This window comes from Plantactinospora siamensis (assembly GCF_042434095.1).
In the GTDB taxonomy this organism is placed as follows: Bacteria; Actinomycetota; Actinomycetes; order Mycobacteriales; family Micromonosporaceae; genus KBS50.
Window position 1 is genome coordinate 198,781 of the sequence record NZ_JBHLUE010000016.1, and the last position, 14,135, is coordinate 212,915.

Below are 14,135 nucleotides of genomic sequence, written 5' to 3' on the forward strand. Positions count from 1 at the left end.
AACGTCGGGGCATGACGAAGACGGCGCTGGTGATCGGGGCGAGCGGGCAGGTCGGGCGGGCGACGGTGGCCGCGCTCGCCGGCGACGGGTGGCGGGTCCGGGCCGCCGCGCGGGGCGAGCGGACCGGGCCGCCCTGGCCGGCCGAGCTGGGCGTCGAGCCGGTCCGGCTGGACCGCGAGGACGACGCCGCGCTGGCCGCCGCCGTGGGCGCCGGCTGCGACGTGGTCGTCGACATGGTCGCGTACGGCCGGCGGCACGCCGACCAGCTGCTCGGGCTGGCCGACCGGATCGGCTCGGCCGTGGTGATCTCCACCGGCGCCGTCTACACCGACGACGACGGGCGCGCGTTCGGCGCCGAGGACGCCCGCTTTCCGGTGCCGGTGACCGAGCGCCAACGCACGGGGGCCGGCGGCGCCGACGAACGAGGCGCCGGTGACTACGCGGGCGGCAAGGTCGATCTGGAGCGCCGGTTGCTGGCGGCCGGCGACCGGCTGCCCAGCACCCTGCTGCGGGCCGGCACGATCCACGGGCCGCACACGGTCTTCCCCCGGGAGTGGCACTTCGTCAAGCGGGCCCTGGACCGCCGCCCGGTGCGCATCCTCACGCACGGCGGCGCCAGCCGGTTCCAGCCGATCTCGACCCGGAACCTGGCCGAGCTGATCCGGCTGGCCGCGGCCCGCCCCGGGTCCCGGGTGCTCAACGCCGGCGACCCGGACGCGCCGACGGTCCGCGAGATCGGCGCGGCGATCGCCGCCCTCCTCGACGACCCCGCCGAGGAGGTGCTCATCGACGGGCCGTCGCCGGCGCCGCCGGTCGGCGAGACACCCTGGTCCCTGCGGTGGCCGTTCGTGCTCGACATGACCGCCGCCGAGCGGGAGCTGGGCTACCGGCCGCTGTCCGACTACGCCGGGACGCTGCCCGCCACGGTGGGCTGGCTGATCGGCGCCGCCCGGGACCGCGACTGGCGCGAGGTGTTCCCGTACATGGCCGGCCGTACCGGAGAATTCTTCGACTACCGGGCCGAGGACGCCTGGCTCGCCACCCGGCCGGGTCGAACCGCCCGGCCGGCCGGACCCGGCCGGACCGGCGGGGTCGGTCGCTAGCGCGGTGGCGGGACGATGCCCGGCGCGACCGTACGGCCGCTCCCCGCCGCCAGCCGGGCGGCCAGTTCGTCGACCACCTGCTGGGCGATGGTGGGCGGAATGGCCGCCGCGATCGCCGCGGGCGAGAGCCCGGCCAGCACGCCGGCGATGATGGCTGGCTCGTCGGTGAAGTCCTTGCCGGCCAACTGGCTGACCTGAGCGGTCAGCCTCGGGTACGCCTGAGCCATGGCCAACAGCAGCATGGCCGGCGAGCCGTCCTCGGGCGGTCCGACGAGCCCGCTTCCGCCCACCGGGGTCACCAACCAGTTGCGCAGGTTCTCCAGGTCGGCCAGGACGTGCCCCACCGTGCGGGCGTCGTATCCGGTGTCGTAGAGGAGCTTGTCGGACTGTTGCATGTCGGCCTCCGGTGGCGGTCTGATCAGACCGATGTCGGTCAGGTAGCGCACGAAGAGCGGGCGGAGATCCCGGTTTGCCTTCGTGGCGTCGCGGAAGAAGCTGAAGTGGGTGTGGTAAAGGTGTGTTGAGTCGCCGGTGCTGCGCAGACCCAGCCGGTCCCATCGGTGCACGGTCACCCCGTCGAGGGAATAGATGATCTCCCGGATGTCCCGGCTGTCCGGGGTGTCGGCCCGGCACTGGGTGACGCACCAGGAGGAAAAGGTGCGCAGGGTCTGCGGCCCGCCGGCCGTGGCCACCTCGAACCACCCCACGTCCAGCGCCGAGGCGTAGATGGTGAGCCCGGCCCGGTCCCGGGGCGACTCCACCACGGAGTAGTCGTTGGCCACCACCCGATCGGAGCCGCAGTGGTAGCCACCGCGGTGGGACGGGTCACCCACGATGCCGACCTCGGTCGGATCGAGGTCGGAGCTCACCGACGAGGTGCCCGGATGAAGATCGAGATACTGCAACAGCAAACTACGTACAGTGAGCAAATTGGGCGGTGCCTGCGTCATCACGCCCTCCCCGCAGCAGGACACAGCTCGGGCTTCCGATCGCCTTTCGCCTGGTCAAACCCTACTACTAGGCCATCGACATCCTTGCTGACGTTGATGGGTGCGAGAAAGGGATGTGGAGTGATGTCACCATGAGTGAATCTCCGTACGCGTGCCGCCGGCGCGTCATGGAGGCGTTTCGAGCGGTAAGTTCTAACTTCACATGACGCAAGCGACGGCCGGCGCGCCTCAGGACGGCAGGACCGGAAGATGCACCACCGACGGGTGGGCCGGGTCGTGGAAGATCTCCCGGTGCCCGGCCCGCATGCGCACGGCGCTGCCCAACGGCTCGCCCGTGCCGGGGTTGCGGGCGTACCGGGGATGCGCGCCACCGCTGACCTGGAGCCGGAGCCGGTGCCCCGGCCGGAAGCGGTGCGCCACCGGCCACAGCGTCACCGGCACCCGCAGCACCCCGTCGGCGGCCACCGGGAAGCGACCGGGTTCCACCCGCACCAGCCCGTCGCAGACGTTCCACGACCGCCCGCGACGGTCCACGTCGCACAGTCGCAGGAACAGGTCGAAGTATCCCAGCTCGCTGCGGACGTGCACCTCCGCGGTGACCGGCCCGATCACCTCCAGCGCGGCGTCGAGCCGGCCGCCGGTGTAGACCAGCACGTCGTCGCGCGCCTCGACCGGACGGTTGTCCACCGGGCCGGCGCGCTGCGCCACCAGCAACGGCCCGCCCAGCGACGGGGTCGGGTCGGCCGGGTCGTACCGGAACCGGTCCGGGGCCGAGACCGGCGGCGGCGCCGGCGCGAACCCGCGGTCCGGGTGCAGGTGCCACCTGGTGCGCGTGGCGGCCGGCGGCCAGTCCGGCAGGTCCCGCCAGCCCGCCCCGCCGCCCACGTGGATCCGCACCGGCGCCGGCCGGGCCGGCGGCTCGGCGCCGGCCAGTTCGGACCGCAGCCACGGCACCCCCTCGCGCAGGGCGGCCGCCAGCAGGCCCGGGCTGCCGTGCGTCCACGGACCGACGGTGAGCGTCGGCCGCTCACCGGCGGCCCGCAGCGCGGCGTAGTCGCCCAGCTGGGCGGGGAGGAAGATGTCGTGCCAGCCGGTGACCATCGCGACCGGCGTCCGGACCTCGGCGATGCGCGCGTCGAACACCCGGGACCGCCAGTAGGCGGCGCCCGGGGTGTGTTCGAGCAGCCATTCCTGGAAAAACGGGACGGTGCCGCCGGTGGCCACCCGGTCGGCCTCGACCAGCGGCAGGTGGGCCAGCCCGGCCAGCAGCCGGGGCTGGCCGCGCCGCAGCTCCAGTTGCCGGGCCAGCCACGGCACGGCCTGCGCCTCCAGCAGCTCAGCCCAGGTGAGGACGGTGTCCAGCGAGAAGGCCCCGCCCGCGTACGTCGAATCCCGGGTGCTGGCAGCGGTCACCACGGCCACCATGGCGCGCAGGTCCTCAACCTCGCCGGCCAGGGCCCACTGCACGAAGCCCTGGTAGCTGGCGCCGAACATGCCGAACCGGCCGCCGTACCACGGTTGCCGGCGCAACCAGTCGACCGTGTCCAGCCCGTCGGCCTTCTCGGACACGAAGGGCTCGAACCGGCCGCCCGAGCCGAAGGTGCCGCGGCAGGACTGGATCACCGCATGGAAGCCCTGCCCGGCCAGCAACCTCCCGAGCAGCCGCATCGGGCCGCCCCGCCCGTACGGGGTGCGGATCAGGACCGTGGGCACGTCGGGCCCGGCGGGCAGGTCGGGTGCGTAGTGATCGGTGAGCAGCGGCACCCCGTCCCGGGCGCGGACCCGGATGTCGCGGGTGAGGCCCACCCGGCGGGCGCGGGCGGGCGGCAGGCCCAACAGGGCGCCGCCGCCCCGGGCCAGCAGCGTGCCGATCATCCCGCCACCACCCCGGCGCGTCCCGCATCCGCCATGCCATCGCCTCCCGTCGGCGACCCTATGGGCCGACGTGGCCAGCGACAACCGGGCCCGAACAGGGCCGGAGCGGGTACGGGCCGGGCTCCTACCAGCCCGGGCCGGTGGCCGGGCCGGCGGCCGGGCGAGCGGCCGGGGCCGGCGGCCGGGCCGGGCCGGGCCGGATCAGTAGCTCAGGCAGACGCACTCGGTCATCAGCGCGCGCACGTTCCGGACGTACCCCGGGTTGGGGATGACCAGGCCATTGTCCGTGGCCACCGCGCCCGGCCCGAAGTTGTACGCCGCGATGACCGCGTTGAGCAGGCAGGAGTTCAACTCGGTGGCGCAGTTGGCCGCGTCGAGGCTGTAGTCGCCGTCGAAGTAGAGGTCGCCGATGTACTTCGTCAGCCAGGCGAGGTAGTTGGCGCCGAGCGTCGCGTTGTCCCGGTAGTCGTTGATGTCGTACGACTGCTCGAAGCGGTTGTTCACGAAGGTGGCGGTGTCCTTCATCACCTGCATGAGTCCCACCCCGCCGTCGCAGGCCACGATGTCGGACTGCCAGCCGCTCTCCTGCCAGGCCACCGCCTTCACGAGGTTGGTGGACAGCTTGAGGCCTGGTGCGGAGCCGGGCCAGTAGGTGCGGCCGGCCGCCGCCGTGAGCGCGTCCCGGGCCTGCGCATGGCTGGCCTTTACCCCGCGGTGCACGGGGGTGCAGCCGGGCACCGGCTTGGGCGGGGGCGGCGGCAGCTTGGCCTCGGTGCGCGGCGCCGGCTTGGCCCGCGGCTTTGGGGCGGTCGCCCGGCGCGGCTTCGGCCGGGACGACCGGCTGGGGGCGGGGTGGGCGGTCGCCCTGCTCGGGGCGGCGCTCGGCGTCGGATCATCGCTCGGGGTCGCGTCGGTCAGGGCCGGCTCGAGGGCGGCCGTGGTCGCCTCGACCGCCACCTCCGTCGGCGCCGCGTCACCCGCGGTGGAGTCGTGCGCTCCCCCGCAGCCGCTCGCCGCTCCCGCCAGCACCAGCATCGCCACCGCGAGCACGGCCGTCGGCAGCCGCCGACGCCCGTCCGGTCCCCCGCGCATCATGGGCCTCACGGTAACAGCGGGACATCGATCCGTGGGGGCGAGTTGATCATGGCAAGCTGCCCCGGTCGGCGGCCGCCAGGGTGCGGTCCCGGGTGGTCCAGGCCACCATGAGGAACACGGTCCACAACAGACCGAGCAGCACGGCCGTGGCGGTCTCGCTGGCCGTGTCGAGGCCGAGGTAGAGCCGGGCCAGCGCCACCGTGGCGATCCCGACCGCCGCGCCGGTCCAGCCGGCCACGGCCACCGGCCAGTGCGTACCGCGGGCCAGCAGCCAGGCCATCGTGCACAGGCTGCCGGTCACCACCGCGTTCTGGCTGGGAAACAGCGCCACCGGAGCCGGCGTGGGGCCGGGCACGGCCCGGATCGGGTCCGGCTGGGTGAGCTCGGCCACCACGGCCAGCAGCAGCAACGGGACGAAGGTGCCGACCGTGCCGAGCGCCCCGACCAGGCCGCTCCGACCCGCCGCCGACCCGCCCTCGGCCTCCGGGTCGCGGCCGTCACCCGGGCCACGCCCGCCGCCCCGACCGGCCCGCGACGCCCGCCCGGCGTCCAGGCCGGCCCGCGACGCCCGCCCTGCGTCCGGGGCCCGCCCGGCCTCGGGACCGGACCGGCCGGCCAGCAGCAGCGTGAGCAACGCCACACCGAGAATCAGCACCGGCCCGCGCAGCACGCTCAGGACGGCGACCGCCGCCTGCACGGCGCCGGGCGTACGGCGGGCCGCGAACCAGTCGGCGATGGCGCCGTCGACCACGGCCAGGCCGCTGTGCGCGACGACCACTCGCAGCAGCCAGCCCAGGGCGAGCCCGATCCCGAACAGCAGCCCGAGCCCGGCCAGCAGGTTGAGCGCCAGCGCCCAGCCGGCGCCGACCCGCCCGGACAGCCGGCGCACCAGATCGCCGTACCGGCGGCCGGCCCAGCGCAGCGGCGGCAGGGCGGCGCCGCGGGCGGCCAGCGCCCGGACCGGGTCGGGATTGCGGCCCAGCCAGCGCCCGGTCAGCACCAGCACGACCACGCAGGCCAGCAGGGCCAGCACCGCCCCGGTGGCGGCGCCCAGCAGCCCGGAGACGCGCCGGAACGACTCGCCGGCCAGGTAGCCGATCAGCACGGTGCTGCCCACCCAGCTCAGCACGCCGGCCAGGTTCCACGGCAGGAACCGGCCGTACGGCATGCCCGCCGCGCCCACCAGCCGGGGCAGCACGGTCCGCACGAAGGCCAGCCAGCGGGCCGCCAGCACGCCGCGGCCGCCCATCCGGCGGACCATCCGCTCGGCCCGGGCCCACCGCCGGTCCCCGATCCGGTCGCCCAGACGGCCGGTCCGCAGGGCGGGACCGTGCCGCCGCCCGCTGCGGAACCCGAGCGAGTCACCGACCGCGGCGGCGGCCATCATCACGATCATGGCGGGAACAAGCCGGACCGTGCCGGCGTATGATAGGAAGCCGACCAGCAGCAGGGTGGCCTCGGCCGGCACCAGCAGTCCGACGATCACCGCCGTCTCGCCGGCCACCAGCACGGCGGCCACGACATAGACGAGCCACGGCGGCAACTGCTGCAACAGCGTCGACAGGTCGAGCACCGCGGTCCCTTCGGACATGTCGGTCAGCCGGCCGGCCGGGGTCACCCCGGCCACCATCAATTAGCCTGCGCGTACGGGTCCCCCGGCGCGCCCCGATCGGCCCGACCACGAGAATGGACCCCATGCAGACCCGCTCGGATCTTCGTAACGTCGCCATCATCGCGCACGTCGACCACGGCAAGACCACCCTGGTGGACGCCATGTTGCGGCAGGGAGCGCAGGCCCACGCCCGGGGCGAGATGGCGGACCGGGTGATGGACTCGATGGACCTGGAGCGGGAAAAGGGCATCACGATCCTCGCCAAGAACACCGCGATCAGCTACCGGCCGGACGACGGCGACCCGGTCACCATCAACATCATCGACACCCCCGGCCACGCCGACTTCGGCGGCGAGGTCGAGCGCGGCCTCACCATGGTCGACGGCGTGGTGCTGCTGGTCGACGCGAGCGAGGGCCCGCTGCCGCAGACCCGCTTCGTGCTCCGCAAGGCGCTGCGGGCCCGGATGCCGATCATCCTCGTGATCAACAAGGTGGACCGGCCGGACGCCCGGATCAAGGAGGTGGTCGACGACACGTACGAGCTCTTCCTCGACCTGGACGCCGACGACTCCCAGATCGACTTCCCGATCGTCTACGCCTGCGCCCGGGACGGCGTCGCCTCGCTCACCCAGCCCGCCGACGGCTCGGTGCCGTCCGACAGCACCTCGCTGGAGCCGCTGTTCCGCACCCTGCTCGACACGATCCCCGCGCCCGCGTACGAGGAGGACGCGCCGCTGCAGGCGCACGTCACCAACCTCGACGCCTCGCCGTTCCTCGGCCGGCTGGCGCTGTGCCGGGTCCGCCAGGGCACGATCCGCAAGGGCGAGACGGTGGCCTGGTGCCGCATCGACGGCACCACCGAGAAGGTCCGCATCTCCGAGCTGCTGATGACCGAGGGGCTGGAGCGCAAGCCCGCCGAGCAGGCCGGGCCGGGCGACATCATCGCGGTGGCCGGCATCCCGGAGATCATGATCGGCGAGACGCTCGCGGACGTGAACGACCCCCGCCCGCTGCCGCTGATCACGGTCGACGAGCCCGCCATCTCGATGACCATCGGCACCAACACGTCCCCGCTGGTCGGCCGGGTCAAGGGCGCCAAGGTCACGGCCCGGATGGTCAAGGACCGCCTCGACAAGGAGCTGGTCGGCAACGTGTCGCTGCGGGTGCTGCCCACCGAGCGGCCCGACGCCTGGGAGGTGCAGGGCCGCGGCGAGCTGGCGCTGGCCATCCTGGTCGAGCAGATGCGCCGCGAGTCGTACGAGCTGACCGTCGGCAAGCCGCAGGTGGTCACCCGGGAGATCGACGGCAAGGTGTGCGAGCCGGTCGAGCGGCTCACCATCGACGCCCCCGAGGAATACCTGGGCGCGATCACCCAGCTGCTGGCCACCCGCAAGGGCCGGATGGAGCAGCTGGTCAACCACGGCACCGGCTGGATCCGGATGGAGTGGCTGGTGCCGGCGCGCGGGCTGATCGGCTTCCGCACCGAGTTCCTCACCGACACCCGGGGCACCGGCATCCTGCACCACGTCTTCGAGTCGTACGAGCCGTGGTTCGGCGAGCTGCGGACCCGCAACAACGGGTCGTTGGTGGCCGACCGGTCCGGCGTGGTGACCCCGTTCGCCATGCTCAACCTGCAGGAACGCGGCACGCTGTTCGTCGAGCCCACCACCGAGGTGTACGAGGGCATGATCATCGGAGAGAACTCCCGCTCCGACGACATGGACGTCAACATCACCAAGGAGAAGAAGCTCACCAACATGCGCTCCTCCACGGCCGACGAGACCGAGAAGGTGATCCCGCCGCGCAAGCTGTCCCTGGAGCAGGCGCTGGAGTTCTGCCGCGAGGACGAGTGCGTCGAGGTGACCCCGGTCGCCGTCCGGATCCGCAAGGTGGTGCTCGACCAGACCGCCCGGGCCCGGGCCACGGCGCGCCGCAAGCACGCCGGCTGACCACGGGTACGGCCGCCGCCGGCCGATCGGCTACGGTCGCTTCATGATCCGCGACAGGTTCGACGCCGAGCTGGCGGCGGCCCCGGGCACCGCCTCCGCGTACGTCGGTCGGCTGACCGGTCCGCCGGCGTACGCCCGGCTGGCCGACACCCCGCACTACGCGGCGAGCACCATGAAGCTGGCGGTGCTCGCCGCGCTCTACCGGGCGGCCGAGGACGGCAGCCTGGACCTCGACCGGCCGGTGCCGGTGCGCAACGACTTCGCGTCGGCCGCGCCGGGCGCCGGCCGGTTCGGCTGCGACCCCGACTACGACAACGACGACGCCGTCTGGGCCCGGGTGGGCGGCGAGGCGTCCCTGCGCTGGTTGGCCGACCGGATGGTCACCCGGTCCAGCAACCTGGCCACCAACGTGGTGCTCGGGTACGTCGGCCTGCCCGCCGTGGCTCGGGCATGGGCCGCCGGCGGGGCCCGGCACAGCGTGACCGGTCGGGGCATCGAGGACTTCGCGGCCCGGGAGCGCGGCATCACCAACGACGTCACGGCCGCCGACCTGGCCGCCCTGCTCGGCGCCATCGCCCGCGGCGCGGACGAGCCGGGCGGGCTGGCCGGCCCGGCCTCGTGCTCGGCCATGCTGAGCGTGCTGTTCGGCCAGGTACACCGCGAGGACCTGGCGGCGGGGCTGCCGGAGGGCACCCGGATCGCCCACAAGAACGGGTGGGTGAACGGCGTCCGGCACGGCGCCGGGGTGGTCTTCCCGGCGGACGCGCCGCCGTACCTGATCGTGGTCTGCACCACCGTGGACCTGGACGGTCCCGACCACCCGGACCCGCACGCGATCGACGCGGAGGCCTGCGCGATGCTGGCCCGGCTGTCCGCGGCCGCGTGGGCCGACCGGCACGTGCTGGGCGCCGACACACCCTGACCCGGCCGACCCTGCCGGCACACCGCCGACCCGGCCGGTTCCGGCCGCTCCGTCGGTGGTCCTACCGGAGCCGGCGGGCGGCGTCCGCCTCGCTGCCGAACGGCATGCCGCGCCCGGTCTCGGCATACCGCCGCAGGCTCTCCAGGAAGTGGTTCCAGCCGCTGGTGCACTGATCGATGCAGTCCAGCTCGGCCGTGAGGCCCTCGTGCCGGAACCGCAGCTCGGCGGCGCCCGCGTCGATCGGGGTGATCGCGAAGGTGGGCCGGGTGCCCACCCAGTCGGGCAGGAAGCCGCAGGCCGTCACGGTCCAGCGCACCGAGGTGGGCCGGGTCGCCTCGTCGACCCGCATCACGCACGGGTTTTCCGGGGAGTCGAAATAGAACCGCAGCTCGCCGCCCGCCTCGCCGGAGCCGGTGACCCGGGTCCACCAGGACGCCAGGCCGGCCGGGTCGGTCAGGGCGTCGAACAGGGCCTGCGCCCCGGCTCGCACCCGGAGGATCTGCTGGTAGTCCGTCGCCGTGGGTCGGCTCTCGATGTCCGTCATCCGATGACTCCGTTCCCTCGGGGCCGCCCCGCCGGTGGCGTCGGCCCATCGTGCAACCTTTGGTTGCAGTCTAGCCGGCGGAGATGGGATGCCGCAACCAATAGTTGCACGTGTCCCGGGCGGCCGGGTCACTCCAGCAGGTTCGCCCGCAGCGCCGCCAGCTCCGTGCCGGTCAACCCCAGCCCATCGGTGAGATAGCCGGCCAGGTCGCCGTACCGGCGCTGCACCTCGGCGTACGCGGCGTCCAGGTATTCCGGGCGGACCTCCAGCACCGCCCGCGCCGCCTCGATGTCCAGCCCGGGCCGCCGCTCGGCCATCTTCCGCAGCAGCACCTCCCGCAGGCTCTCGGTGGCCTCGTTGCTGCGCAGATAGTCGGCCCGGATGGCCGCCGGCGCCACGCCCAGCGCCGCCAGCAGGATCGCGGTCAGCCAGCCGGTGCGGTCCTTGCCGGCCGTGCAGTGGTACAGCAGCGGCAGGTTGCCCGGATCGGTCGCCAGCCGCACCGCCGCGGCGAAGCCGGCCCGCGCCGCCGGATCCGCCACGAACCACCGATAGATCGCCGCCATGGCGGCCGGCGTCCCATCCAGCACCAGCCCGGCGTACGCGTCCAGATCGTGCCCGAGCAGCACGGCCGAGACGTACGTGAACACCGGGTGGGCGGGGTCGTGCACCGGCAGGTGCACCATGCGGGGCCTACCGGGCAGCCGGTCCGGCGGCGCCACCACCGTCTCGGACGCGTCCCGCAGATCCAGCACGCACGCCGGCTTCAGCCGGGCCAGCACCGCCAGGTCCTCGTCGGTCAACCGGCCCAGCGCGGGCGCCCGGAGCAGCAGCCCGGCCCGGATCCGCCGCCCGCCGTGCCCGGCCAGCCCACCCAGGTCCCGCGCGTTCGGCGCACCCCGCAATGCCCAGCCCGTCGCCGCCATCCGACCTCCCTGTCCCGGATCCACCTGCCATAGGGTGCCCTACATGACCATCACGGCCGTACGCACCCACCGGCTCTCGGCGCCGCTGCACACCCCGTTCGTGACGGCGCTGCGCCGCACCACCACGGTGGAGACGCTGGTCGTCGAGCTCGTCGACGGCGACGGTCGGTCCGGCTTCGGCGAGGCCCCGCAGGTGTGGCAGGTGACCGGCGCCTCCATCGCCGGGGCCGAGGCCTGCGTGGCCGAGCAGCTCGGGCCGCGGCTCACCGGGCGGGACCCGGACGACCTGATGGCCCGGTGCGCCGAGGTGCGGCGGGCGGTGGCCGGCAACGAGGCCGCCAAGGCCGCCGTGGACACCGCGCTGCACGACCTGGCCGCCCGCCGGCTCGGGGTGCCGCTGGTCCGGCTGCTGGGCGGCACCCGCCTGCGGGTACCCACCGACGTGACGCTCTCCGCGGGCGACGCCCCGGAACTGGCGGCCACCGCGAAGCAGCGGGTCACCGACGGGTTCCCGGTGCTCAAGCTGAAGGTCGGGACCGACGCCGCCGGCGATCTGGACCGGGTACGCGCGGTCCGCTCCGCCGTGGGCGCGGCCGCGCGGATCCGGCTGGACGCCAACCAGGGCTGGAGCCCGCGCGAGGCGGTCCGGGTGATCCGCGGCATCGAGGACGCCGGGCTGGACGTCGAGCTGGTCGAGCAGCCCGTCCGGCGCCGGGACGTCGAGGGGTTGGCCTGGGTGAGCGACCGGGTGGACACTCCGATCCTGGCCGACGAGGCGGTCTTCGACGTGGCCGACCTGATCGAGGTGATCCGGCGGCGCGCGGCCGACATGGTGAACGTCAAGCTGGCCAAGTGCGGCGGCCTCGGCGCCGCGCGTACGCTGCTGGAACTGGCTCGGGCGCAGGACATGGGAACGGTGGTGGGTTCCATGATGGAAAGCCAGGTCGGCCTGGGCGCGGCGGCGAGCCTGGCCGCGGCGTACGGCACGACGGCCGTCTCCGACCTCGACGCGGCCTGGTGGCTGGCCTGGACCCCGGTCCGGGGTGGCATCCGGTACGACGGCGCCGAGGTCGTCCTGCCCGATCTGCCCGGGCTGGGCATCGCCGGGCTGGCCGGCACCGGGCGGTGAAGGGAAATTACCGGATAGTGTTGCTAGCCGTCGAGAACCTTCGTAGGGTCGCGATCAGGCGGGGTGCGGGAAGGCGGAACGGGTCATGACGCTACAGCCGGGCCGGGAGGCGGTCGTCCAGGTCGCGGTCGCGACCCTGTGGAGAGGCCCGGAGGCCGTGCGCACGGTCGACGCGCCGGCCCTGGCCAGCCGGACCGACATCGCGGGCTGGATCGCCGCCATGAACACCGATCAGCAGGTCGGCGACTGCGTGCTGAGCCAGCTCCTGCTCGGCGAGCGGGTGCTGGTCCAGGAAATCCGCCCGGACGGCTGGGTACGGGCACTGGCCCTGGAACAACCGGCCGCCAAGCTGGACCCGCGCGGCTACCCCGGCTGGCTGCCCGCGGACCAGCTGACCCCGGCCACACCCGAGCCCGACACCGGGACCCGGCTGGTCGTCGACACCACGGCCACCGCGCTGCACGAACACCCCGACGGTCCCCCGGTGCTGCCCGGCGTGATGCTCGGAACCCGGCTCGTCACGGCCGGACCGGTCCGGGACGGGTGGCGCCCGGTTCACACCCCCGGGCGCGAGCGCCCGCTGTGGGCGGTCGACGCGCACCTCACCCGCGAGCCGGACCACCCACCGACCGCCGTCGAGGCGCTCAGCGTGGCGTCGCGGCTGCGCGACGTGCGGTACGTCTGGGGCGGCGTCTCGACGTACGGGATCGACTGTTCCGGCCTGGTCCACCTGGCGTGGCGCCGGCTCGGCGTCCGGCTGCCGCGGGACGCCGACGACCAGGCGGCCGCCACCACCCCGCTGGAACTGGGCGAGGAACGGCCGGGCGACCTGTACTTCTTCGCTCGGCCCGGGCGCAAGATCCACCACATCGGCATCGTGACGGCCCGGAGCGGCGCCGGCGGGCCGCGCCGGATGCTGCACGCCTGCTACAACCTGCGCCGCGTGGTGGAGGAGCAACTGCCCGCCGAGCGCACGGCCACCCTGGTGGGCGTGCACCGGGTCTGAGCGCCCGGTCAGCCCTTCGCCGCGGTCAACTCCCGGCGGCGGTCCCGGGACGACTTGAAGACGCTGGCCGCCGTGGCGGCCAGCAGCGTGCCGATGATCACGCAGAGCGACAGCCAGATCGGCACGTGCGGCGCCCACTCCACCGGCCGGCCGCCGTTGACGAACGGCAGGTTGTTGTCGGCCAGCGCCTCCAGCATCAGCTTCACGCCGATGAACCCGAGCACGACGGCCAGCCCGATGGTCAGGTAGATCAGGCGGTCCAGCAGGCCGCCGATGAGGAAGAAGAGCTGCCGCAGGCCCATCAGCGCGAACACGTTGGCGGTGAAGACCAGGTACGGCTCCTGGGTGATCCCGAAGATCGCCGGAATGGAGTCCAGCGCGAAGATCAGATCCGTGGTGCCGATCGCGATCATCACGACGAGCATCGGGGTGAACAGCCGCCGGCCGCCCTCCCTGACCAGCAGGTGCCCGCCCGCGAAGTCGCGGCTGAGTGGCAGCGCCCGTCGGCTCCACCGGATGACGATGTTCTCCTGGAACTCGTCCTCGTCCGGCTCGCCCTGGCGAAGAAAGTTGATGGCCGTGTAGATCAGGAACGCCCCGAAGAGGTAGAACACCCAGGAGAACTGGGAGATCAGCGCGGCGCCCGCGGCGATGAACGCGCCCCGCATCACCAGCGCCAGCACGATGCCGATCAGCAGCACCTTCTGTTGGAACTGCCGGGGCACCGCGAAGCGCCCCATGATGATGATGAAGACGAACAGGTTGTCCACCGACAGGCTGTACTCGGTGAGCCACCCCGTATAGAACTCGACGGCCGGGGTCGACCCCTCGAACAGCCAGAGCCCGCCGCCGAACGCCAACGCCAGCAGGACGTAGAAGGCCACCCATAGGGTCGATTCCCGAATGGACGGCTCGTGGGGTCGGCGACCGATGATCAAGAGGTCGCCGATCAGCACCGCCGTCAATATGACGAGGGTGATCGCCCACATCCAGGCAGACACGTTCAAATCATTCCTCCGGCAGG

General features: G+C 73.6%; 12 protein-coding genes. 5 read left to right on the forward strand and 7 right to left on the reverse strand.

What is annotated here, in order from left to right; all coding sequences use genetic code 11:
- The first annotated feature begins 11 nt into the window (after nucleotides 1-11).
- Entirely contained in the window at nucleotides 12-1,103 is a 1,092-nt protein-coding gene (locus ACFFHU_RS18350; protein ID WP_377340499.1) for an NAD-dependent epimerase/dehydratase family protein, read from the forward strand.
- Here ACFFHU_RS18350 and ACFFHU_RS18355 read toward each other — a convergent pair.
- The 4 genes from ACFFHU_RS18355 to ACFFHU_RS18370 form a co-directional block, all read right to left on the reverse strand.
- Entirely contained in the window at nucleotides 1,100-2,053 is a 954-nt protein-coding gene (locus ACFFHU_RS18355) for a hypothetical protein (RefSeq protein WP_377340501.1), read from the reverse strand. The genes ACFFHU_RS18350 and ACFFHU_RS18355 overlap by 4 nt on opposite strands.
- Before the next feature lie 228 nt (nucleotides 2,054-2,281).
- The gene (locus tag ACFFHU_RS18360) at nucleotides 2,282-3,928 is read right to left on the reverse strand and encodes a CocE/NonD family hydrolase (RefSeq protein WP_377340502.1); all 1,647 of its coding nucleotides are present in this window, start codon (nucleotides 3,926-3,928) and stop codon (nucleotides 2,282-2,284) included.
- A gap of 201 nt (nucleotides 3,929-4,129) precedes the next feature.
- Nucleotides 4,130-5,023 (reverse strand): lytic transglycosylase domain-containing protein, encoded by an 894-nt coding sequence (locus ACFFHU_RS18365; RefSeq protein ID WP_377340504.1) that lies wholly within the window; start codon nucleotides 5,021-5,023, stop codon nucleotides 4,130-4,132.
- Nucleotides 5,024-5,069: 46 nt separating this feature from the next.
- The gene (locus ACFFHU_RS18370; RefSeq protein ID WP_377341200.1) at nucleotides 5,070-6,596 is read right to left on the reverse strand and encodes a VTT domain-containing protein; all 1,527 of its coding nucleotides are present in this window, start codon (nucleotides 6,594-6,596) and stop codon (nucleotides 5,070-5,072) included.
- A 122-nt stretch (nucleotides 6,597-6,718) separates the two neighbouring features.
- On the opposite strand from ACFFHU_RS18370, the gene typA reads away from it, so the two are divergent.
- Together typA and ACFFHU_RS18380 are read left to right on the forward strand one after the other, a co-directional pair.
- Complete coding sequence (gene typA, locus ACFFHU_RS18375) at nucleotides 6,719-8,584, forward strand: translational GTPase TypA (protein WP_377340506.1); 1,866 nt, start codon at nucleotides 6,719-6,721, stop codon at nucleotides 8,582-8,584.
- 43 nt (nucleotides 8,585-8,627) lie between these two features.
- Nucleotides 8,628-9,506, forward strand: coding sequence for a serine hydrolase (locus ACFFHU_RS18380; RefSeq protein WP_377340508.1), 879 nt, complete (start codon nucleotides 8,628-8,630; stop codon nucleotides 9,504-9,506).
- A gap of 61 nt (nucleotides 9,507-9,567) precedes the next feature.
- On the opposite strand, the gene ACFFHU_RS18385 is transcribed toward ACFFHU_RS18380, so the two are convergent.
- Together ACFFHU_RS18385 and ACFFHU_RS18390 are read right to left on the reverse strand one after the other, a co-directional pair.
- Nucleotides 9,568-10,050 carry an SRPBCC family protein gene (locus ACFFHU_RS18385; RefSeq protein ID WP_377340511.1) on the reverse strand — a complete coding sequence of 161 codons (483 nt, stop codon included), beginning with the start codon at nucleotides 10,048-10,050 and terminating at the stop codon, nucleotides 9,568-9,570.
- Nucleotides 10,051-10,178: 128 nt separating this feature from the next.
- A complete protein-coding gene (locus tag ACFFHU_RS18390; RefSeq protein ID WP_377340513.1) occupies nucleotides 10,179-10,976 on the reverse strand; it encodes a tyrosine-protein phosphatase in 798 nt (265 codons plus the stop codon).
- A gap of 43 nt (nucleotides 10,977-11,019) precedes the next feature.
- Between ACFFHU_RS18390 and ACFFHU_RS18395 the strand changes: the two genes are divergently transcribed.
- Nucleotides 11,020-12,105 (forward strand): mandelate racemase/muconate lactonizing enzyme family protein, encoded by a 1,086-nt coding sequence (locus ACFFHU_RS18395; RefSeq protein WP_377340515.1) that lies wholly within the window; start codon nucleotides 11,020-11,022, stop codon nucleotides 12,103-12,105.
- An 85-nt stretch (nucleotides 12,106-12,190) separates the two neighbouring features.
- Nucleotides 12,191-13,111 carry a C40 family peptidase gene (locus ACFFHU_RS18400; RefSeq protein ID WP_377340518.1) on the forward strand — a complete coding sequence of 307 codons (921 nt, stop codon included), beginning with the start codon at nucleotides 12,191-12,193 and terminating at the stop codon, nucleotides 13,109-13,111.
- An 8-nt stretch (nucleotides 13,112-13,119) separates the two neighbouring features.
- Here the strand turns inward: ACFFHU_RS18400 and ACFFHU_RS18405 are convergent, their stop codons facing one another.
- The gene (locus ACFFHU_RS18405) at nucleotides 13,120-14,112 is read right to left on the reverse strand and encodes a TerC family protein (RefSeq protein WP_377340520.1); all 993 of its coding nucleotides are present in this window, start codon (nucleotides 14,110-14,112) and stop codon (nucleotides 13,120-13,122) included.
- Between the last annotated feature and the right edge of the window lie 23 nt (nucleotides 14,113-14,135).

Bases quoted from the DNA above. Each gene is read 5' to 3' on its own strand.
- ACFFHU_RS18380 (WP_377340508.1), top strand. From the start codon at position 8,628: ATGATCCGCGACAGGTTCGACGCCGAGCTGGCGGCGGCCCCGGGCACC.
- ACFFHU_RS18360 (WP_377340502.1), bottom strand. From the start codon at position 3,928: ATGATCGGCACGCTGCTGGCCCGGGGCGGCGGCGCCCTGTTGGGCCTG.
- ACFFHU_RS18385 (WP_377340511.1), bottom strand. From the start codon at position 10,050: ATGACGGACATCGAGAGCCGACCCACGGCGACGGACTACCAGCAGATC.
- ACFFHU_RS18390 (WP_377340513.1), bottom strand. From the start codon at position 10,976: ATGGCGGCGACGGGCTGGGCATTGCGGGGTGCGCCGAACGCGCGGGAC.
- ACFFHU_RS18365 (WP_377340504.1), bottom strand. From the start codon at position 5,023: ATGATGCGCGGGGGACCGGACGGGCGTCGGCGGCTGCCGACGGCCGTG.
- ACFFHU_RS18395 (WP_377340515.1), top strand. From the start codon at position 11,020: ATGACCATCACGGCCGTACGCACCCACCGGCTCTCGGCGCCGCTGCAC.
- typA (WP_377340506.1), top strand. From the start codon at position 6,719: ATGCAGACCCGCTCGGATCTTCGTAACGTCGCCATCATCGCGCACGTC.
- ACFFHU_RS18400 (WP_377340518.1), top strand. From the start codon at position 12,191: ATGACGCTACAGCCGGGCCGGGAGGCGGTCGTCCAGGTCGCGGTCGCG.
- ACFFHU_RS18350 (WP_377340499.1), top strand. From the start codon at position 12: ATGACGAAGACGGCGCTGGTGATCGGGGCGAGCGGGCAGGTCGGGCGG.
- ACFFHU_RS18355 (WP_377340501.1), bottom strand. From the start codon at position 2,053: ATGACGCAGGCACCGCCCAATTTGCTCACTGTACGTAGTTTGCTGTTG.